Origin of the sequence: Actinoplanes lobatus (genome assembly GCF_014205215.1) — a bacterium.
GTDB classification, from domain to species: Bacteria; Actinomycetota; Actinomycetes; order Mycobacteriales; family Micromonosporaceae; genus Actinoplanes; species Actinoplanes lobatus.
The window spans coordinates 80,118-99,650 of the sequence record NZ_JACHNC010000001.1 but is presented as its reverse complement, the minus strand read 5'-3'; the positions used below and the strand labels follow the sequence as shown (position 1 = coordinate 99,650).

Below are 19,533 nucleotides of genomic sequence, written 5' to 3'. Positions count from 1 at the left end.
GGCATGCATCACCACAACCACTACTACGGTCAGACCCACATCCTGGCCCGGTACTGCGGCCTGGACGACGAGCACCCGCCGCGGATCCGGGGCTACCTCCAGCACGGGTGGAACGTCGGCTGCGGCTGGAACCCGGTGCACGAGTTCTTCGCCGGGGCGTGGCGTTACACCTGGGCGGACGCCAACCGGCGGCGGGGGCACGCGCTCGGGCGGCGCAACTACCACGTGGTCGGCGCGCCCTTCCTCTACCTGATGGAGCTGGAGCCGGACCTCGGCGTGGTGCCGGAGCAGGAGCGCCGCGGCACGCTGTGGTTCCTCTTCCACGGCTGGGAGGGCGGTGGCAAGGGCGGCAGGATCGAGGGCGACCACGCCCGGCTCATCTCCGAGATCAGGGACACCGAGACCGAACCGGTCACGATCAGCCTCTACTACACCGAGTTCGAACGGGCCGAGGTGCGCCGGGCGTACGAGAAGGCCGGTTTCGACGTGATCTGCTTCGGTAAGCGCGGCTGGAACTACGAGGGCACCGACCGCCGGTTCCTCTACAAGCAGCTGGAGACGTTCCGGCGGTTCAAGCGGGTCGCCGCCAACCGGCTCAGCACCGCGGTCTTCTTCGGTGTCGCGGCCGGCTGCCGGCCCGCGGTGTACGGCGACGCCATGGAACTGGAGGGCGACAACCCGGTCTTCGGCGGGCAGGCCCGGATCGCCCGGCTGTGGCCGGAGATGCTCGGCAAGGACATCGACCTGGCCGCCGCCCGCGCCACCACCGACGTCGAACTGGGCCGGGCCCACCTCATGCCGGCGGCCGAGATGCGCATGCTCTTCGATTGGAACCCCCGTGACTGAGACCGAACTGCCGCCCGTCGTCCGTGGCGAACTCCAGCCGTGGACCGATGAGAACCCGGCCGGCGGCCCGGTGCTCACCGCCCTGCTGGCCGACCTGTTGCCGGCCCGGATCGGCCGGGCGCTGATCGCCGGACCGCACGACACCGGCGTGCTGGACCTCGTGGCACGGCGCGGCGCGGACCTGACCGTGCTGGTCCGGTCGGTCGGCGACGCCGCGGCGCTGCGGGACGGGTACACCGTCGTCAACGGCGCGCTCGACGGTCTGGCCGCCGAGAACCCCGCCGGGTACGACGTGATCATCGCGGCCGACGGACTGGACCGGCTGCTCGGACCGGACTCGGCCGCCCTGGACTGGCCGGAACGGGCCGCCTTGCTGCGCGGGCTGGGCGCCCCGGGCGCGCTCGTGGTGATCGCCGTGGAGAACGCGTTCTCGATCACCGGGCTGCTCGACCGGCGGCCGCTCAAGGACCGGTACGGCGACGACGAGTGGCGGCCGCTGCACGACGACCCGCGGCGGCCCTCCTCCCCGGCACAGGCCGCCGAGGTGCTCGGCGAGGTGGACCGGAGCTTCGCCGCCTACCGGGTGGACGGGCGGACCGGTGTCCTGGTGGATTCGGGTGCTCTGCGGCGTACCAGACCCGGTTTTCCTGGAGCGTGTCTCGCTCTCGCCGGACTCGCCGCGGAGGCCTCGGGCACGCCCCTGCTCGCGCCGGTGACCGACGCCGCCGAAGCCGCGGCACGGGCCGGGCTGCTCGACGCGGTCGCGCCGGGTTGGATCGTGGTCCTGGGACCAGCGGGGGAGACGCACACCGCCTACACCGGCGCCCTGACCGCGGACCTGGGCGCGGACGGCTGGCGGATCGGCGACCGGGCGGTGCCGGACGCCGAGAACGCGGAGACCGTGCTGTTCCGGCTGGCCGCGGCCGAGGACGTGCCGGGTTTCCGGGCCTGCGCCGCGAAGCTCGGCGAGCTCGGTGGCGGCGCGTTCTTCGACGAGATCCACGATTTCGTGGCCGTGCCGACCGGACCGGAGATCCCGCTCGCGGCCGCCTGGTTCCGCTTCCGGGACCGGCTGATCGGCGGGCGCCGGCGGCATCCGTGGCCGCCGTGGATGGCCGACGGCGACGACCTGGTGAAGACCTGGCTCGCGATGTCCGGCGTCGAGCCGACGGCGGAGATCCTCGAAGCGGGCCGGGCACTGGCCGGCCCGGCGGAGGACCGGACCGGCCTGCGTGGCGCCCTGGCCGGCGCGGCCGCCGCCGAGCAGACGATCAACGAGCAGGCCGGGCACATCTTCGGCCTGGAGCGGACCATGCGCTTCCGCGACCAGCAGCTGCGCACCCGGGAGCAGCAGCTGCGCAACCTGCGCGACGAGCTGCGCCGCCTCAAGAGCGGGCGGGCGGTCCGGGCCGTGTCGTTCGTCGGGAGGGTGACCCGGCTGCGCGACCCGAAACGCCTCGCCGGCGCGGTCAAGCGGCGGGCTAAAGCCTTCCTGCTTCGATGATCCGGGCCAGGAACTGACGGGTCCGCGGTTCGACGGGGTCGCCCAGCACCTGCTCGGGCGGCCCCTGTTCGAGGACGCGGCCGCCGTCCAGGAACGCCACCCGGTCGGCCACCTGCTTGGCGAAACCCATCTCGTGGGTGGCCAGCACCATGGTCATGCCGTCGCTCTTCAGCTCGCGGATCATGGTGAGCACCTCGCCCACCAGTTCCGGGTCGAGCGCCGAGGTGACCTCGTCGAGCAGCAGCAGGCGCGGGCTGTTCACCAGGGCCCGGACGATGGCGGCCCGCTGCTGCTGGCCGCCGGAGAGCCGGTCCGGGTAGGCGCCCGCCTTCTCCGCCAGCCCGACCCGGTCCAGCCACTGCATCGCTTGCGCTCGCGCCTCGCCCGAAGACCTCCGGTGTACGCGGACCGGCGCGAGCATGATGTTCTCCAGCACCGTCATGTGCGGGAACAGGTTGTACGACTGGAAGACCAGGCCGATCCGCCGCCGGACCAGGTCCGGGTCGGCCCGCGGGTCGGTGATCTCCTCGCCGTCCAGGTGGATCGTGCCGTCGTCGACCTCGGTGAGCAGATTGACGCAGCGCAGCAGGGTGGACTTGCCCGAGCCGGAGGCGCCGATCAGGGCCACCACCTCGTGCTCGGCCACGTCCAGGCTGAGGTCGTCGAGGATGACGTGGTCGCCGAAGACCTTCCGGACCTTGTCGATGGCCAGCAGCATCAGGACCCCGCGTTCTGACGGCGGGCCGCCCGCAGCGTCACCCAGTCGGTGACCGCGACCAGCGGCAGGGCGAGCAGGACGAACAGGACACCGGCCACCACGTACGGGGTGAAGTCGGCGGACTCGGCCACCCCGATCTGGGCGGCCCGGATGGCGTCGACCGGGCCGGCCAGCGAGATGAGGCCGACGTCCTTCTGGAGCGCCACGGTGTCGTTGAGCAGCGGCGGCGCCACCCGGCGGACCGCCTGTGGCAGCACCACGTGGCGCATCGCCTGGCGGTAGCTCAGCCCCAGCGAACGGGCCGCCGCGATCTGGCTCGGATGCACCGACTCGATGCCGGCCCGGAACACCTCGGCCAGGTAGGCGCCGTACGTCACGATGATCGCCGCGGCGCCCAGCCACAGCACGTCCGGTGTGCCCTGGAGCCGCAACCCGGGGATGCCGAACGCGAACAGGTAGATCACGATGATCAGGGGCAGGCCGCGGAACGAGTACGTGTAGGTGGTGGCCATGGCGCGTACCGGGAAGAAGACCGGGCCCCGCAGCGTGCGCAGCACCGCGATGAACAGGCCCAGCGCCAGGGCCAGGGTGGCGCAGACCACCAGCAGCTTCACGTTGAGCCAGAGTCCCTCGAGGATCGCCGGCAGGTACTCGACGGCGGTCTCCGGGTCGAAGAAGGACTCCTTGACCCGCTCCCAGCCGGGCGCCCCGGTGATGCCCACCGTGAGCGCCGTGCCGACGACGGCCGTCGATGCGGCGGCCAGCAGAACGGAACGGACCGCCCGTCCGCGACGGTAGGCGATCCGTTCCTGTTGCCGGGTGCTTGGCGTGTGGCTCACTGGAGTTCGGGGGCTCCGGCGCTGTCGGCGAGCCACGTCTTCTCCAGTACGGCGAGGGTGCCGTCCTGGCGGAGCTGGTCGACCGCCCTACTGACGCAGCCGGTCAGCGGGGAGCCCTTGTCCAGCACGATGCCGAACTGCTCGGGCACGCCGACCTGGGGCAGCTGGCCGACGATCACGCCGTCCTCCAGCTCCGCCGCGGTCATGTAGAACGCGGTCGGCAGGTCCACCACGATGCCGTCGACGGTGCCGTTCTCCAGCGCCTTCTTGGCGTCGTCGTTGTTGTTGAACACGGCCGGGTCGGTGGTCGGCTTGATCAGGTCGGTGATCGCCTGGTAGCTGGTCGTGCCGACCTGGGCGCCGAGCTTGGCGTCCTTGAGGTCGGCCAGCGACTTCGCTCCGGCGATCTTGGACTTCTTGGTGGTGATCACGGTCTGCCGGACCAGGTAGTACGGCGAGGAGAAGTCCACCGCGGCCCGGCGCTCGTCGGTGATCGAGAACTGGTTGACGTCGATGTCGAACGCCTTGGGGCCGGGCGCGATCGCGTTGTTGAAGGTGACCTGGGTCCAGACGACGTCGGACTTCTGGTAGCCGAGCCGCTCGGCCACCTGGTAGGCGACGGCCGATTCGTACCCCTTGCCGTTGTCCGGCTTGTTCTCGCTGAACCACGGCTCGTACGCCGGGTTGTCGGTGCCGATGGTGAGTTTGCCGGCGGCAAGTGTCTTCAGGGATGCCGGGTCGCACGTCTGGGCCGGGGCGGCCGAGGAGGTGGACGTGGGTTCCTTCTCGTCGACGGGGGAGCAGGCCGTCACGGCGGCGAGCAGCAATGCTGCGCCACCCAGGGCCACGGGGGTGTGTCGGCTGAGCATGACGGGAGCTTAGAAGACGTCCCACGGGCTGGGGCCGTTCGTCGTCAAGACGTGATGAGCTGCCACAATCGCTACTCGTGAAGACGTTCGAAGAACTGTTTGCCGAGTTGCAACGCAAGGCGGCGGACAAGACACCCGGTTCGGGCACCGTCGAGGCGCTCGAACGCGGAGTCCACTTCATCGGCAAGAAGGTCGTCGAGGAGGCGGCCGAGTCGTGGATGGCCGCCGAGCACGAGGGGCCGGAACGCGCTGCCGAGGAGATATCCCAGCTGCTCTACCAGGCCCAGGTCCTGATGATCGCCTCCGGACTGGAACTCGAGGACGTCTACCGACATCTGTGACACGCGTCCGCAGACCCGTTCACTGATCGAAGGAGCACGTCCATGCTGCGCATCGCCATTCCGAACAAGGGCACCCTCTCCGCACCGGCGTCACAGATGTTGCGGGACGCCGGGTACCGCCAGCGCACCGACCCCAAAGACCTGATCTGCCGTGACGAAGCCAACAACGTCGAGTTCTTCTACCTGCGGCCGAAGGACATCGCGACGTACGTCGGCTCGGGTGATCTGGATCTCGGCATCACCGGCCGGGACCTGCTGGTCGACTCCGGGGTGCCGGCGGCCGAGCTGCTCGACCTGAACTTCGGCCGGGCCACGTTCCGCTGGGCCGCCCCGGCCGGGACGCTGACCGACGTCGGCCAGATCGGTGGCCGCCGCATCGCCACCGCCTATCCCGGGGTGGTCGGCCGCTACCTGGACGAGCACGAGCTCAAGGCGGACGTGGTGCGCCTCGACGGCGCGGTGGAGAACGCGGTGCGGCTCGGCGTCGCCGACCTGATCGCCGACGTGGTGGAGACCGGCGCCACGCTGCGCCAGGCCGGCCTCGTCACGATCGGGGAGCCGATCATGAAGTCGTCGGCCATCCTGATCGGGCGCGAGGAGCAGGCGCCCAACGGCGCCGCCCAGCTGCTGCGGCGCCTGCACGGTGTGCTTGTCGCGCGCAACTTCGTCATGCTGGCGTACGACGTCCGCGCCGACCTGCTCGACCAGGCCACCAGCCTGACCCCGGGCATCGAGTCCCCGACCGTGTCGCCGCTGCACCGGGAGGGCTGGGTCGCGGTCGAGGCCATGGTCCAGCGCAGTGACGTGCACCGGGTCATGGACGAGCTGTACGAACTGGGCGCCCGGGCGATCCTCGTCACCGACATCGCGAATTGCAGGCTCTGATGACGTCTGAATCCGAGTCCGGCGTCCGCTATCGCCCCAAGAAGATCCGCTGGGTGGCCGTACCGTTGGCCGTGGGTCTGATGCTCTTCTTCACGGTGATCAGCTTCGGGCTGACCGGCTCGGCCGGCTTCCAGAACTCGAACGCCAGCTTCCAGCGCGGTGACCAGCTCGCCATGATCGGGCTGGGTGTGCTGCTCGGCCTGGGCGTCCTGGCGTTCTGCCGGCCGCGGGTCACCGCCGACGACGAGGGCGTGCACGTGCGCAACGTGATCGGCGGCTACGACCTGCCGTGGACCGTGGTGCGTGCCGTCCGGTTCGACCGGAACTCGGCGTGGGCCCAACTGGAGCTGGAGAACGACGAGCAGGTGCCGGTCCACGCGTTGCAGGCCGTCGACAAGGACTACGCGGTCGACGGGGTGCGCACCCTGAGGGCTCTTCATTCGGCCTCCCACAAGGCCTGATAGGATTGCGGGCAGTCGACCACGCCCTTGCTCGTGCAGGGGCGCGAAAGAGGAGCCCGCTGGTTCCCACCCGAGTCACATCAGTGGCCGGGTCCGGTCTCCCTGACAGGGGTTGATCCCTGTCGGGTGCGCGTCCTCCTTTCGGGCGCCGATGACCGGTCGAGCGGGCCCCAGCCTGCGCTCTTTCGAGAACGCAGGCGGGGCCTTCTGCTTTCCCGGCGTCCCGCGGCCAGCGGGACACTCGGGGCCGACCGACATTGGCAGCACCCGGCCCAGCCGGCCGGGTGAGGTATCAACTGAGGAGGCCCCATCAGCGTCGAACCACGCGTGAACGAACAGATCCGGGCTCGTGAGGTCCGTCTGGTCGGTCCGGAGGGTGAGCAGGTCGGCATCGTGCCGCTCGAGCGTGCTCTCCAGCTGGCCGCGGATGTCGATCTGGATCTGGTCGAGGTTGCTCCGATGGCGCGGCCGCCGGTGTGCAAGCTCATGGACTTCGGCAAGTTCAAGTACGAGAGCGCACTCAAGGCCCGCGAAGCGCGGCGCAACCAGCAGCAGACCGTCATCAAGGAAATGAAGCTGCGGCCGAAGATCGACCCGCACGACTACGAGACCAAAAAGGGTCACGTGGTGCGGTTCCTCAAGGCGGGCGACAAGGTCAAGGTGACGATCATGTTCCGTGGTCGTGAGCAGAGCCGTCCCGAGCTGGGCTTCCGGCTTCTCCGCCGGCTCAGCGAGGAGATCTCGGAGCTGGGCTTCGTGGAGGCCAGCCCGAAGCAGGACGGCCGGAACATGATCATGGTGCTGGCCCCGCATCGGGCCACCAAGGCCGCCGCCGTTGCTGCCACCGCGGCGGGCGCCAAGCCCGGCCGTGAGCCGCGCGAGGATGACGGCGCTGCGCCGGCCGCTGCTCCTGCTGAGACCACCGTCGAATAAGCCAGCTTTTTCCCGTCGACCCCCCGGTTGCGGGGAAAGATCAGAAAGAGGCGTCAAGTGCCGAAGATGAAGAGCCACACCGGCATGGGTAAGCGGGTGAAGGTCACCGGCAAGGGCAAGATCGTGCGCGAGCAGGCCGGCAAGCGTCACCTGCTGGAGCACAAGAGCTCCCACGTCACCCGCCGGATGACCGGAACGGTCGTTGTGGCCAAGGCCGACACCGCGCGAGTGAAGAAGCTTCTGGGCCGCTGACGCGCGCCTGACCCGTACCCCTGTAAGGAGTAACTGAGAATGGCACGCGTCAAGCGGGCGGTAAACGCCCAGAAGAAGCGCCGCACCCTGCTCGAGACCGCGAGCGGCTACCGCGGTCAGCGCTCCCGCCTGTACCGCAAGGCCAAGGAGCAGGTGCTGCACTCGATGCAGTACTCGTACCGTGACCGCCGTGACCGCAAGGGCGACTTCCGCCAGCTGTGGATCACCCGTATCAACGCGGCGGCCCGGTCGAACGGTATGACCTACAACCGCCTGATCCAGGGCCTCAAGCTGGCCGAGGTCGAGGTCGACCGCAAGATCCTGGCCGACCTCGCGGTGAACGACGCGGCTGCCTTCGCGGCCATCGTCGAGATCGCTCGTGCGGCCGTCGCGGCCGAGGGCACCGGCGGCGCCGCCGCGCAGGCTGCCTGAGTTATCGCGTAGCACGTTTTCGGGACGCCCCCCTTTTCCGGGGGGCGTCTCCTTTTCCCAGGTCGGAGCGGATGTTCACACCCCGTACCCCCAGAATCGTCGCGGCCCGGCGTCTCCAGCGCCGTAAGGATCGCGATCAGAGCGGCCGCTTCCTGGCCGAAGGTCCGCAGGCCGTGCGTGAGGCGCTGGCCGCGGGGGCGGTGATCGAACTGTTCGGGACGCCGGCCGCGCTGGACCGGTACGCCGACCTCGCCGCGCAGGCCCCGGAGCTGTCGCCGGTCACCGACGACGCCCTGGCGGCGCTCGCCGAGACCGTGCATCCGCAGGGCCTGGTCGCCGTCTGCGAGCAGCCGGACGTGCCGATCGGCGAGGCCCTCGCCAAGAACCCCCGGCTGGTCGCGGTGGTCGCCGAGATCCGGGACCCCGGCAACGCCGGGACCGTGCTGCGCACGGCGGATGCCGCGGGCGCCGGGGCGGTCATCTTCGCCGGCGACGCCGTCGACCCCTACAACGGCAAAACTGTACGGTCGTCGGCCGGCTCGCTGTTCCACGTCGACGTCGTCCGGTCCCCGCTGAGTGTCGTGGACCTGCTCCAGGACAGCGGCCTCCAGGTGCTCGCCACCAGCGGCACCGGCGAGGACGACGTGGACTCGCTGCTCGACGGCGGTCAGCTCGCACTTCCGACGGCCTGGCTGTTCGGCTCCGAGGCGCACGGGCTGCCCGCCTCCGTGCTGAGTGCGGCGGACCGGCGGGTACGCGTACCCATCTATGGCGGCGCCGAAAGCCTCAACCTGGCCGCGGCCGCCGCCGTCTGTCTATATGCCTCGGCCCGCGCGCAGCGCTGAGCGTATGCTGGGCGGCATGTCAGGTCCCCGGCTTTCGTTTATCCGGCCCGCTGGTCGCGGGCGCGGGATCTGACACTTCTGCGCGCACTCCCTGACCGGCGGGCCGCGGCCCAGCCGTGCCTCCGTAGACTGCCCGATGGCAAATCCGGTATTAGGGAGCTCGCCCGATCATGTCCTACCGCAACGATCCGTACGATCCGAAGCAGGCCGCCCTGCTCGATCCCGCGTCGCTCGAAGCCGCGGTAGCGGAGGCCGAGAAGGCGTTCGCTACCGCCGCCGACCTCGACGCGCTGCACGCTCTGAAGCCGGCCCACCTGGGCGACCGCTCGCCCGTGTCGCTCGCGCGCCGGGAGATCGGCTCGCTGCCGCCGGCCGCGAAGTCCGACGCCGGCAAGCGCGTCAACATCGCCCGGCAGGCCGTGCAGGCCGCCTACGACGCGCGCCAGGCCGAGCTGGAAGCCGACCGCGCCGCCCGGGTGCTGGTCGAGGAACGCGTCGACGTGACCCTGCCGTGGACCCGCCGCCCGCGTGGCGCCCGGCACCCGCTGACCACGCTCATGGAGCACATGGGCGACATCTTCGTCGGCATGGGCTACGACATCGTCGACGGTCCCCAGCTCGAGCTGGAGTGGGCCAACTTCGACGCGCTCAACATCGGCCCGGACAACCCGGTCCGCGGCGCCTCCGACACCTTCTTCGTCGACCTGCCCGGCCTGGTCATGCGGACCCACACGTCGCCCGGCCAGGTGCGCACCATGCTGGACCGGCAGCCGCCGATCTACGTGGTCAGCCCCGGCCGTGTCTACCGGACCGACGAACTGGACGCCACCCACAGCCCGGTGTTCCACCAGATCGAGGGCCTGGTCATCGACGAGGGCATCACCATGGCCCACCTGCGGGGCACGCTCGACCACTTCGCCAAGGCGATGTTCGGCCCGGACGCGAAGACCCGCTGGCGGCCGCACTACTTCCCGTTCACCGAGCCGTCCGCCGAGTTCGACGTCTGGTTCGCCGAGCACCGGGACGGGCCTCGCTGGGTCGAGTGGGGTGGCTGCGGCATGGTCAACCCGCGGGTCCTCACCGCCAGCGGCATCGACCCGGCCGTCTACTCGGGTTTCGCGTTCGGCATGGGTGTCGAGCGGACCCTGATGTTCCGCAACGGCGTCTCCGACATGCGCGACATGGTCGAGGGCGACGTGCGGTTCACCACGAACTTCGGAATGGAGTCCTGAGGCGATGAAGACGTCACTGTCGTGGCTGCGCGAGTACGTCGAGCTGCCCGCGGGGATCACCGCTTCGGAGCTGGACGCGGCGCTGACCAACCTCGGCATGGAGGTCGAGTCCATCGTCGACCAGGCCGGCACGATCCTCGGTGACCTGGTGGTCGGCCGGGTGCTGACCGTCGAGGAGCTGACCGGTTTCAAGAAGCCGATCCGGTTCTGCACGGTCGACATCGGCCGGGACGCGCCGCAGGAGATCGTCTGCGGGGCGCGGAACTTCGCCGAGGGCGACCTCGTCGTGGTCATCCTCCCGGGTGGCGAACTGCCGGGCGGGTTCAAGATCGGGGCGCGGAAGACGTACGGGCGCAACTCGCACGGCATGATCTGCTCCGCCGCCGAGCTGGGCCTGTCCGGTGACCACTCGGGCATCATCGTGCTGCCCGCGGACTCGGCTCGGCCGGGCGCCGACGGGCGGGCCGTGGTCGGCCTGGACGACGTGCTGATCGAGGTGGAGATCACCCCGGACCGGGGCTACGAGATGAGCGTCCGTGGCATCGCCCGGGAGCTGTCCACGTACTTCGGTGTGCCGTTCGACGACCCGGGTCTTCTTGTCGCGCCGGGTGCGACCACCGACGTGCCCCAGGCGATCGCCGTCGAGGACACCGTCGGCTGTGACCGGTTCGCGGCCCGTGTGGTCCGCGGCATCGACCCGGCCGCGCAGTCGCCGGAGTGGATGCAGCGGCGGCTCATCGCGGCCGGCATCCGCGCCATCTCGCTGCCCGTCGACATCACCAACTACCTGATGCTCGAACTCGGCCAGCCGATGCACGTCTTCGACCTTAACCGGCTCAACGGCGGCCTCGTCGTGCGCCGCGCCCGGGCCGGGGAGAAGCTGACCACCCTGGACGGTGTCGCGCGCTCGCTCGACGCCGAGGACATGGTGATCTGCGACGAGACCGGGCCGATCTCGCTCGCCGCCGTCATGGGCGGCGAGACCAGCGAGTGGCATGAGGGCACGGTCGACGTGCTCCTCGAGGCCGCGCACTGGGACCCGGTCATGGTCGGCCGGACCGCGCGGCGGCACAGGCTGTTCAGCGAGGCCGCCAAGCGGTGGGAGCGGGGCGTCGACCCGGCGCTGCCGCTGGTCGCCCTGGAACGGGCCGTCCAGATCCTCACCGAGCACGCCGGCGGGACCGCCGACGAGCGGATCCTCGACATCGACCACGTGGCCGCGCCCGTCGCGCTGACCCTGCCCGCCGACGCGCCGGGCCGGATCGTCGGGCTGCCGTACTCGGCGGAGCAGATCGCCGACCTGCTGCGGAAGGTCGGCTGCGAGGTCACCGGTGACGAGGTGCTCAGCGTCGTACCGCCGACGTGGCGGCCCGACCTGGTGGCCCCGATCGACCTGATCGAGGAGGTGGCGCGGCTCGGCGGCTACAACGAGATCCCCAGCGTGCTGCCGCCGGCCGGCAGCAGCAACGGGCTCACCCCGGCGCAGAAACGGCGCCGGTCGGTGGGCCGGGCGCTCGCCGAGAACGGTTACGTCGAGGTGCTGTCGTACCCGTTCGTCGGCCCCGGGCTGGCCGACACCCTCGGACTGCCGGCGGCCGACCCGCGGCGCAGCGCGGTGCGGCTCACCAACCCGCTGTCCGAGGAGGAGCCGCTGCTGCGGACCACCCTGCTCGGCCCGCTGCTCGGCACGCTCAAGCGCAACCTGGGCCGCGGCCGGCGGGACGTCGCGCTCTACGAGGCCGGCACGGTCTTCCTGCCGCACCTCACCTCGACCGCGCCGCCCACGCTGGGCGTGGACCGGCGTCCCACCAACGCGGAGTGGGCGGCCGCCAACGCGATCGTCCCCGAACAGCCGTGGCACCTGGCCGTGGTCCTGGCCGGCGACATCGAGCCGGCCGGATGGTGGGGTCAGGGCCGGGCCGCGACCTGGGCGGACGCCATCGAGGCGGTGCGCGTCGCGCTCTCCGCGGCGGGCGTCCCGGACGACCTCGTCACGGTACGGGCGGGCGAGCAGGCGCCCTGGCACCCCGGCCGCTGCGCCGAGATCCTGGTCGACGGCGCGGTCGTCGGTCACGCCGGTGAGCTGCACCCGGCCGTCCTCGCGGCCCTCGACCTGCCCAAGCGCACGTCGGCCGCGGAGATCGACCTGGACGCCCTGCCGGACGCCCCGGTCGTCGAGGCGGTGAAGATCTCCACCTTCCCGCCGGCGCTGATCGACGTGGCCCTGATCCTGGACCGCACCGTCCCGGCCGCCGAGGTCCAGGCCGCTCTCACCGAGGGCGCGGGCCCGCTGCTGGAGTCGGTCGCCCTGTTCGACGTCTACGAGTCGTCGCAGCTGGGCGAGGGCAAGCGGTCGCTGGCCTACAAGCTGACCTTCCGCGCCACCGACCGCACGCTCACCTCGGAGGAGACCATCACGGCCCGCGACGCCGCGGTGGCCGTGACCGCCTCCCGCTTCGGAGCCACCCTCCGCGGCGCCTGATCCGCCCCGCTCACGCCGGGCCGGTGGGGATCTCCCCGCCGGCCCGGACCTTTTCCGCGGGTCAGTCCCACCAGAACGACCAGAGTGGGGCGCCGACCAGCGACGCCGCGTACTCCCACAGCGAGCCGCAACCCTGCAGAACGTTGTCGGGGCAGAAAGCGTGATGCTCCGCGGCGACCTCCAGCGCGTGATCCTCGTCGAGCGGCGGGGCGGCGACACTCACATACAGACCGGCGAAATCGGCCGCCACGACACGCACGCCGAAACGGTCCTCCCAGTTCCGCAGGACGCACGAGATCTTGGCGGTGTCGTTCTCGTGGTTGGTCGGGCCGGTCCACGCCACGTCGGTCAGCGCGTCAGCGCCGCCGGCGGAGCGGATCAGGCCGAGCCGTGGCACGCTGAGCCAGCCCTTGGCCGAGACCAGACCGGCGATCTCGGATGCGCGCTCGCCGGGATCGGCCCGCAACCGGCCACGGCGGGCCAGGCCGGGCCAGCCGGCGCGGAACGGGCCGATGCTCGCCATCAGCTCCTCCTCGCCGTCCTCCTCCTCGGGCTCGACCGATGACCACCAGCGTCCCAGAAGCGCCCCGGGATAATGGTCGCCCGGCGCGGAACGGATCTGCCCCGGCTGGCGGTCGTCCGGATCGCGCCACGGCCGGTCCGGCTCGCGGTCGGAGAGGCTGCCCAGCAGCAGCGGCCACAGGCCGGTGCGCTCGTGCTGCTCGTACAGGACCCGCCACCAGCCGGGCTCCGGCGGGCCGGCGCTGATCCAGAGACGTCCGTCGGGGGACGGCTCCCAGCCGCCGCCGGTGGGATCGGTCTCGAGCCGGGGAGCTGACATGCGCCCGAGGCTAGACCCCGTCGAGGCCCGCGTTTCGCTTCCGGTTCCTTCTTTTGTACGGGTGTCCTCGTCCTGCCTTTCGGGGCCGTTCCGTTCGGTCGGCGCGTGCTTGCTGCCCGCTGCGGCCTGTGCTGCCCCGCCGGGCTGAGATCGGTTGGACACCATCGCATGTGCTGCCGCTCGCTCCGGGTGGGTGGTGCTTGCCAGACATGCTCCTGGCCGTCATACCGGTCGTGCTGGGTGGGTGGTTGCGGTGGTGATCGCCAGGCAACCTGGACGCTGCTCCCGGCCGTCACGCCGCTCGCGCCAGGCGGGTGGTGGCGCTTGACGCCGGTCGTGCCACGGGAATCCCGTCGGAAGTCACGCACCGTAATCATAATCTTGGATCCGTGGGGGTGCGTGGAATATCCGTGCTGTTCCGGAGTCTCTTTCTCGGTTGTCGCCGGGGGTGGATGTCAAGTCGCCTGTTCGCGTGTTTCCCGCCTTCGCCGCGAGATTCGGCCGGTCACCGTCGGCCGCACAAGCCATCCGCAGGCATCGATGCAGATTTAGGGTAATTGTCACCGAATGCGCGATCTTGCGTCATTGCGGCCATCCGGGAGTCTCTTTCTTGGGCGTTCGCGGTTCTACGTCAAGCGCCCGGTCGGGCGAATCGCCGAATCGGGGGCCGTCCGCCGCACTAGGCGAAAATGGGGCTTTCGCCGGAAACAGGCGCCCGTTTCGCCCGCTTTGCACGCCGCTGTTGTGCGATCTTGAACGATTTGCCACCCAAGGCGGTGGTAAATCGTTCAAGATCGCTCCGGGTGGCGCGTCCTGCTGGCGAGGGATTGCGGATTCGGCCGTAGGCGGCCAAGAAGAAGACTCCCGGATGTATCAGGTAACCCAAGGTCTTCCAGCGAAAATAGATCATGGGCGATGATTGACCGCCGGGCAGCGACCAGGAATCAAGATCGGCCCGACGGCCACTATCGCCCAAGATCGCCGGTGAGCCGGGGTGACGCCACAGCCATCCGAATGCGCGACTCGACATCGTGGCCACCCACAACCGAGAAACAGGCTCTTCCGGCTACCTCTATCTTCCACGGGAGCCGGTGAACGGGTTCCTGGCTCACGCGGAGATGCGGCCGGGCTGGCTTCGGAGGTGGAGGCGCACGAAAGGCCGCCACATGGGTGGCCATCGCGGCGACAGGCCACGTAGGCGACCGCGACACTGCCGCTGCGCGCGCCCACCCTCGTGCAAGCGCGACCACCCGCACCGGGCGACGGGCGCTACGGCCGGGAGCGGGCAACCCCGGTGCCTGGGAAGCAAAACCGCGACCACCCACCCAGCCTGACCGGCGCAACGGCCGAGGGCGGGCAACCCGGAAGCCTGGCCGGCAACACCGCGACCATCCGCCCAGGGTGATCGAAAGGAGCCTCGACGCCGAAGTGGCCGCACACGGAGGTCGCCGCGTGGGGGATCGCCGAGGCCGTGGCACGTGTGGGCGGCCACGGCAGCGTGACCGTGGACGCCCACGCCGGGTTCAGGGCAGGTGCAGCACGTCGGCGATCACGGCGCCGTCGGGGGTGAGCCGGTGCCGGGCGGGGCTGTCGTAGACGACCAGCACCCGGTCGGTTCCGAGCATGCTCAGACCCTCGGCGTGGTCGTCGCCCTCGCCGTAGGTGACCTCCAGTTCGCGGGTGATCTGGTCGTCCCGCACGATGGTGGGGGTCTCGGCCCGGGAGGCGTCGTGCCACCGGTAGATGCGCACCGGCCCGTCCAGGTCCATCGTGGGGCCGGCCAGGATCAGCAGGTCGTCGCCGGCCGGGCACAGGTCGCGTACGCCGAGGCCGTCCAGGTCGAGCACGTGCTTGCGGTAGAGGCGCCCGTCGTCGAACCGGTGCAGCCGCAGCCGGCCCGGGTCGTCGGGGGTGACGTAGGGGCGCAGCTCCAGCACGAACGCCCAGCCGCGCAGCACCGGACCGCGCAGGCCCAGGTAGACCCGGTCGTCGCGGACCGCGATGCCCTCGATGTCCAGCCCGTTGTCCTTGCCCGGGATGGGCAGGAACGGGCCGATGTGCTCGTCGTCCTGCAACAGCAGGCGCAGGTCGTCGCGGCCGGACAGGGCCGCCGCCCGGTGCCGTTGCCCGCCGGACTCGATCTCCCGGACCGGAGTGGGCACCCCGTCCACGTCGGCGATCGGCAGCCGGACCAGGACCTGGCGGTTGGCCTGTCCTTCGACCCGGCCGAGCCGGCGCAGCGCCTTGGGGCCCTCGTGCCGGTCCTTGATCTGCTTGCGGCGCAGGCTGTGCGAGCCGACCGCCCAGAGGAACCGGCCGCTGCGGGCCAGCCCCTCGATGTCGGCCTCCTCGTCGGCGTCCGCGCCGGGCAGGGCGACGAAGTCGGCGAGGCGGAACCGGGTCTCGTCGCCGAACTCGGTGGGGTTGGCCGGATCGTCGGCGATCAGCCGCTCGATCGTGGCGGTCTCGTCCCCGGCGATCCAGAGCACCCGCCCGTCGAGACGGACGGCGGAGAGGTTGGTGTGGGTGGCCGCGTCCTGCGATTCGTCGGAGAACCGCAGCCGCACCCGGTAGTCGACCGTCATGGTCCACATGGTCCCACCGCCGAACACCCCCGGTGGAGATCTTGGCGTCAGCTTTACGCTTCCTTTTTCCGGTACGCCCACCCGATCTCGAAGTGGGCGGATCCCGGTCCGGCCGCCGGTCAGGGCAGGAGGCGCGCCACCGCGGCGGGGGCGTCGGCGGCCGGGCCACGCCACGCCACGTAGCCGTCCGGGCGGATCAGGCACGCCGTGCCGTCGGTGGACCCGGGGGCCGCCACGAGCACGCGGTCCTCGTACCCCTCGGGGTTTTGATCGGTGAGGAGCACGTGCCGGCCGTCGCGCAGTGCCTCGTAGAGGCGCCCGCCGTCGCGCAGGGTGACGTCGGCGGCCCGCGGCGCGCCCGGATAGGAGATGCCGACGCCGGAGATGATCCCGGCGGCGCGGCGGGCGACCGGCGGCAGGCCGAGCAGGATCCGGCCGAGGGTGTCACGTGCCAGGCGGCCCGCCGCGGAGCGGATCATGGCGGCCCGGATCAGGGTGCCGCTGCTGCGCAGGACCATCCGGCCCACCGGGTGGCGTTCGGCCTCGTAGGTGTCGAGCAGGCCTTCGGGGGTCCGGCCCGCGATGGTGGCGGCGAGTTTCCAGGAGAGGTTCGCGGCGTCCTGGAGGCCGGTGTTCATGCCCTGGCCGCCGGCCGGTGAGTGCACGTGGGCGGCGTCGCCGGCGAGGAACACCCGGCCCACCCGGTAGTGCGGCGCCTGCCGTTCGTCGCTGTGGAAGCGGGACATCCACCGGGTCTCGGTGATGCCGAAGTCGGTGCCGTGGACGCGACGGGTGACCGCGCTGATCTCGTCGAGCGTCACCGGGGTGCGGTCGTCGACCTGGTTGTCGCGGTTCCAGGCGAAGATCCGGTACCACCCGTCGCCGAACGGGGCGACCATGGCGAAGGCGTCGCCGACCCCGCCGACCGCCAGCACGTCCTCGGGCGGGGTGGCCAGCCGCACGTCGGCCAGCATGATCGAGGTGAGCACGGCCTTGCCGGGGAAGGGCAGGCCGAGGCTCTGCCGGACGGTGCTGTGCAGGCCGTCGGCGCCGACCACGTAGTCGGCGGTGACCGTGTCGCCGTCCTCGAGATCCAGGGTGACCAGGCCGTCGTCCTGCCGCAGGCGGGTGAGGCGGGCGCCGTGCCGGAACTCGGCGCCGGCCTTCAGCGCCCGCTCGGCCAGCGCGTGCTCCACCCGGTACTGCGGGGTGATCAACAGGTACGGAAACCGGGACGGCAGCCGGGAGAGGTCCAGCTCGATGCCGTTGAACAGCCGCAGCCGCCGCACCCGGGCGCCCTCGGCGATCAGGCCGTCGGCGAGGCCGCGGGCGTCGAGCAGCTCCAGGGTGCGGGCGTGCACGCCGAAGGCCCGGGTCAGGTTGGACGTGCCGGACCGGCGCTCGAAGACGGTGACCGGGATCCCGGCGTGGGCCAGGTCGCCGGCGAGCAGGAGCCCGGTCGGGCCGGCGCCGATGATCGCGACGGTGGTGTGCATGGTGTCCTCCGCTCGCTTGCCAACAGGTGTTGGCAAAACCATAGGTGTCACTCTCCGGTGTAGTCAACAGTTGTTGGCAAACGGCGGTTGGCATAGAGTGCGATGCATGACGACCCGTCGTTCCGACGCCACCCGCGCCGCGATCCTGACCGCCGCCCGGGAGCGTTTCGCCGCCGACGGGTTCGAGCGTGCCACCATCCGCGCCATCGCCGCCGACGCACGCATAGATCCATCGATGGTCATGCGTTACTACGGCAACAAGGAGGGGCTGTTCGCGGCGGCCGCCGAGTTCGATCTGCGGCTGCCGGACCTCGCCGGAGCCGAGCCGGCCGCGGTCGGAGAAGTGCTGGTCAGGCACTTCCTGGAGCGCTGGGAGGGGGATGACACGTTGCTAGCGCTGCTGCGGGCCGCGGTCACCCAGGAGGGGCCCGCCGAGCGGATGCGGGCGATCTTCGCCGGGCAGCTCGGTCCACTGGCCGCCCGGCTGTCGCCGAAGGAGGATCAGGCCCCCCTCCGGGCCGGTCTGGTCGCCTCCCAGATGCTCGGATTCGCCCTTTGCCGGTACGTGCTGAAGCTCCCCCCGATGGCCGCTCTGGAGCGGGAGGAAGCGGTCGCCTGGCTCGGTCCGACCGTCCAGCGGTACCTCACCGAGTCCGATCTTACCTAGCGCCATGACGATTGTCATGGCGCTAGGCTGGGGGCATGGAGTCGTCGACGTTCCGCCTCATGGGCGTGCACGAGATCCGCATCCGCATCGGAGGCCTCAGCCGCCAGCAGGCCTACCTGCTCGTCAATCGCCCGGATTTCCCCGAACCGGTGGCCGTGCTGGCCCAGGGCAAGGTCTGGCTCGTGGACGAGGTGGAGGCCTGGCTCACCACGCGGCAGTCCTCTGAGGAGGGTGACTTGCGCCCACCGTGAGATCGTGAAAGTGTCAGCCCGTGATCGCGCCGAGGGTGTGCGGTCCCGATTTCCTGAAAGAGTGAAGCCAATGATCACGGCCCGGCCCTCCGGCCGCCGCTGAGCATTCTCCGCCCGCGGCGGCCCTGCATGCCCCATTCCCGCAGGTGTTCCTTCACTCTGAAAAGGCCTTCCTCACCATGGATCTGCGCATCCAGCGCGCCGTCGTGTCCAACCTCCGTACCCGTTCGCGGGTTCTCGAGATCGGCCCCTTCGTGGCCGGCCTCGACCCGGACACGACCAGTCCCTACCTCAACTACGCGTCACCGGTGCCCGGCGCGCCGATCACCGAGGCCGACGTCACGGCCCTGATCGGCGCGTTCCGGTCGGCGGGGCGCAAACCCCGGTTCGAGTACGTGTGCAGCAGCGCCCCCGAGCTGGAGGCGCTGCTGCTCGCGGCCGGGTTCACCATCGAGGCCCGGCATCAGTACCTGATCTGCACTCCGCAATCGTTGACGGCGTGCCCCGTACCGGAAGGTCTGCGTCTCGTGGAACCCGGCACGGACCCGGACCGGGCCGCCATGGCCGCGGCCGTCGGCGAGGCCTTCGGCGAGTCGTGGGCCACCGATGCCGACGTCGCCCGGATCCGCCGCGGCCAGGACCGCGGTGGGATCGCGCTGGCGGCGTTCACCGACGGCGGCGAGTGCGCGGGCGGTGGGCAGGCCGGCCCGCCGCAGGACCGGCTCAGCGAAGTGGGCGGCATCGGCGTCCGGGAACCCTTCCGCAAGCGTGGGCTGGCCGCGGCGATCACCGCCGAGGTGGCCCACCGGATGTTCGCCCGCGGCCTGGAGATCGCCTGGCTGGAAGCGGGCTCGGACGACTCGTGGCGGGTCTACGAGCGGGTCGGCTTCGTCCCGGCCGGTCACCGGCTCTACATCTCGCTCGGCTGATCCCGCTCGTGCCTTTGAGGGGCGCCGGCTCTCGTCTTTGATGGGTGCCGGCTCTCGCCTTTGAGGAGCGCCGGCTCTCGTCTTTGATGGGCGCCGGCTCTCGCCTTTGCGGAGCACCGGCGCGG

At 70.9% G+C, this 19,533-nt stretch carries 20 protein-coding genes; 14 read left to right on the top strand and 6 right to left on the bottom strand.

What is annotated here, in order from left to right:
* The first annotated feature begins 3 nt into the window (after window positions 1-3).
* Both BJ964_RS00410 and BJ964_RS00405 read left to right on the top strand, forming a co-directional pair.
* Complete coding sequence (locus tag BJ964_RS00410; protein WP_188118790.1) at window positions 4-846, top strand: hypothetical protein; 843 nt, start codon at window positions 4-6, stop codon at window positions 844-846.
* Complete coding sequence (locus BJ964_RS00405) at window positions 839-2,350, top strand: hypothetical protein (RefSeq protein WP_188118789.1); 1,512 nt, start codon at window positions 839-841, stop codon at window positions 2,348-2,350. The genes BJ964_RS00410 and BJ964_RS00405 overlap by 8 nt, the downstream gene beginning before the upstream one ends.
* Here BJ964_RS00405 and BJ964_RS00400 read toward each other — a convergent pair.
* The 3 genes from BJ964_RS00400 to BJ964_RS00390 are packed head-to-tail and all read right to left on the bottom strand — an operon-like array spanning window position 2,328 to window position 4,776.
* Window positions 2,328-3,068, bottom strand: coding sequence for an amino acid ABC transporter ATP-binding protein (locus BJ964_RS00400; protein ID WP_275407716.1), 741 nt, complete (start codon window positions 3,066-3,068; stop codon window positions 2,328-2,330). The two genes, BJ964_RS00405 and BJ964_RS00400, sit on opposite strands and share 23 nt — an antisense overlap.
* On the bottom strand, window positions 3,068-3,907 hold the full coding sequence (locus tag BJ964_RS00395; protein WP_188118788.1) for an amino acid ABC transporter permease: 840 nt from the start codon (window positions 3,905-3,907) through the stop codon (window positions 3,068-3,070). The genes BJ964_RS00400 and BJ964_RS00395 overlap by 1 nt, the downstream gene beginning before the upstream one ends.
* Window positions 3,904-4,776 carry an ABC transporter substrate-binding protein gene (locus BJ964_RS00390; RefSeq protein WP_188118787.1) on the bottom strand — a complete coding sequence of 291 codons (873 nt, stop codon included), beginning with the start codon at window positions 4,774-4,776 and terminating at the stop codon, window positions 3,904-3,906. The genes BJ964_RS00395 and BJ964_RS00390 overlap by 4 nt, the downstream gene beginning before the upstream one ends.
* Window positions 4,777-4,853: 77 nt before the next feature.
* Here BJ964_RS00390 and BJ964_RS00385 point away from each other — a divergent pair, with 77 nt between their 5' ends.
* The 9 genes from BJ964_RS00385 to pheT all read left to right on the top strand — a co-directional run bounded on the left by BJ964_RS00385 (window position 4,854) and on the right by pheT (window position 12,639).
* Window positions 4,854-5,117, top strand: coding sequence for a phosphoribosyl-ATP diphosphatase (locus BJ964_RS00385; protein WP_183226630.1), 264 nt, complete (start codon window positions 4,854-4,856; stop codon window positions 5,115-5,117).
* Between the two features lie 42 nt (window positions 5,118-5,159).
* Entirely contained in the window at window positions 5,160-6,002 is an 843-nt protein-coding gene (gene hisG / locus BJ964_RS00380; protein WP_188118786.1) for an ATP phosphoribosyltransferase, read from the top strand.
* Window positions 6,002-6,463, top strand: a complete 462-nt coding sequence (locus tag BJ964_RS00375; RefSeq protein ID WP_188118785.1) for a PH domain-containing protein — start codon at window positions 6,002-6,004, stop codon at window positions 6,461-6,463. Before hisG ends, BJ964_RS00375 begins: the two co-directional genes overlap by 1 nt.
* Window positions 6,464-6,790: 327 nt before the next feature.
* Window positions 6,791-7,396, top strand: coding sequence for a translation initiation factor IF-3 (gene infC / locus BJ964_RS00370; protein WP_188118784.1), 606 nt, complete (start codon window positions 6,791-6,793; stop codon window positions 7,394-7,396).
* 57 nt (window positions 7,397-7,453) lie between these two features.
* Window positions 7,454-7,648 (top strand): 50S ribosomal protein L35, encoded by a 195-nt coding sequence (rpmI, locus tag BJ964_RS00365; protein WP_043528306.1) that lies wholly within the window; start codon window positions 7,454-7,456, stop codon window positions 7,646-7,648.
* Window positions 7,649-7,687: 39 nt separating this feature from the next.
* The gene (rplT, locus tag BJ964_RS00360) at window positions 7,688-8,080 is read left to right on the top strand and encodes a 50S ribosomal protein L20 (protein WP_183226626.1); all 393 of its coding nucleotides are present in this window, start codon (window positions 7,688-7,690) and stop codon (window positions 8,078-8,080) included.
* Between the two features lie 71 nt (window positions 8,081-8,151).
* Window positions 8,152-8,925, top strand: coding sequence for a TrmH family RNA methyltransferase (locus tag BJ964_RS00355; protein WP_188118783.1), 774 nt, complete (start codon window positions 8,152-8,154; stop codon window positions 8,923-8,925).
* Between the two features lie 170 nt (window positions 8,926-9,095).
* Window positions 9,096-10,157, top strand: coding sequence for a phenylalanine--tRNA ligase subunit alpha (locus BJ964_RS00350; RefSeq protein ID WP_188118782.1), 1,062 nt, complete (start codon window positions 9,096-9,098; stop codon window positions 10,155-10,157).
* Window positions 10,158-10,161: 4 nt separating this feature from the next.
* Window positions 10,162-12,639 carry a phenylalanine--tRNA ligase subunit beta gene (gene pheT / locus BJ964_RS00345; protein WP_188118781.1) on the top strand — a complete coding sequence of 826 codons (2,478 nt, stop codon included), beginning with the start codon at window positions 10,162-10,164 and terminating at the stop codon, window positions 12,637-12,639.
* A gap of 61 nt (window positions 12,640-12,700) precedes the next feature.
* Here pheT and BJ964_RS00340 read toward each other — a convergent pair whose 3' ends face one another.
* The 3 genes from BJ964_RS00340 to BJ964_RS00330 form a co-directional block, all read right to left on the bottom strand.
* Window positions 12,701-13,480: a DUF4253 domain-containing protein gene (locus BJ964_RS00340; RefSeq protein WP_188118780.1), complete on the bottom strand. Its 780-nt coding sequence runs from the start codon at window positions 13,478-13,480 to the stop codon at window positions 12,701-12,703.
* Between the two features lie 1,523 nt (window positions 13,481-15,003).
* Window positions 15,004-16,065 carry a DUF3616 domain-containing protein gene (locus BJ964_RS00335; RefSeq protein ID WP_188118779.1) on the bottom strand — a complete coding sequence of 354 codons (1,062 nt, stop codon included), beginning with the start codon at window positions 16,063-16,065 and terminating at the stop codon, window positions 15,004-15,006.
* Window positions 16,066-16,184: 119 nt separating this feature from the next.
* A complete protein-coding gene (locus BJ964_RS00330) occupies window positions 16,185-17,561 on the bottom strand; it encodes an FAD-dependent monooxygenase (RefSeq protein ID WP_188118778.1) in 1,377 nt (458 codons plus the stop codon).
* A gap of 106 nt (window positions 17,562-17,667) precedes the next feature.
* Between BJ964_RS00330 and BJ964_RS00325 the strand changes: the two genes are divergently transcribed.
* From BJ964_RS00325 to BJ964_RS00315, 3 genes are all read left to right on the top strand, one after another.
* Window positions 17,668-18,228 (top strand): TetR/AcrR family transcriptional regulator, encoded by a 561-nt coding sequence (locus BJ964_RS00325; protein WP_188118777.1) that lies wholly within the window; start codon window positions 17,668-17,670, stop codon window positions 18,226-18,228.
* Between the two features lie 35 nt (window positions 18,229-18,263).
* Complete coding sequence (locus tag BJ964_RS00320) at window positions 18,264-18,479, top strand: helix-turn-helix transcriptional regulator (RefSeq protein ID WP_229807292.1); 216 nt, start codon at window positions 18,264-18,266, stop codon at window positions 18,477-18,479.
* A gap of 146 nt (window positions 18,480-18,625) precedes the next feature.
* Window positions 18,626-19,408, top strand: a complete 783-nt coding sequence (locus BJ964_RS00315) for a GNAT family N-acetyltransferase (protein ID WP_229807291.1) — start codon at window positions 18,626-18,628, stop codon at window positions 19,406-19,408.
* Window positions 19,409-19,533: the final 125 nt, after the last annotated feature.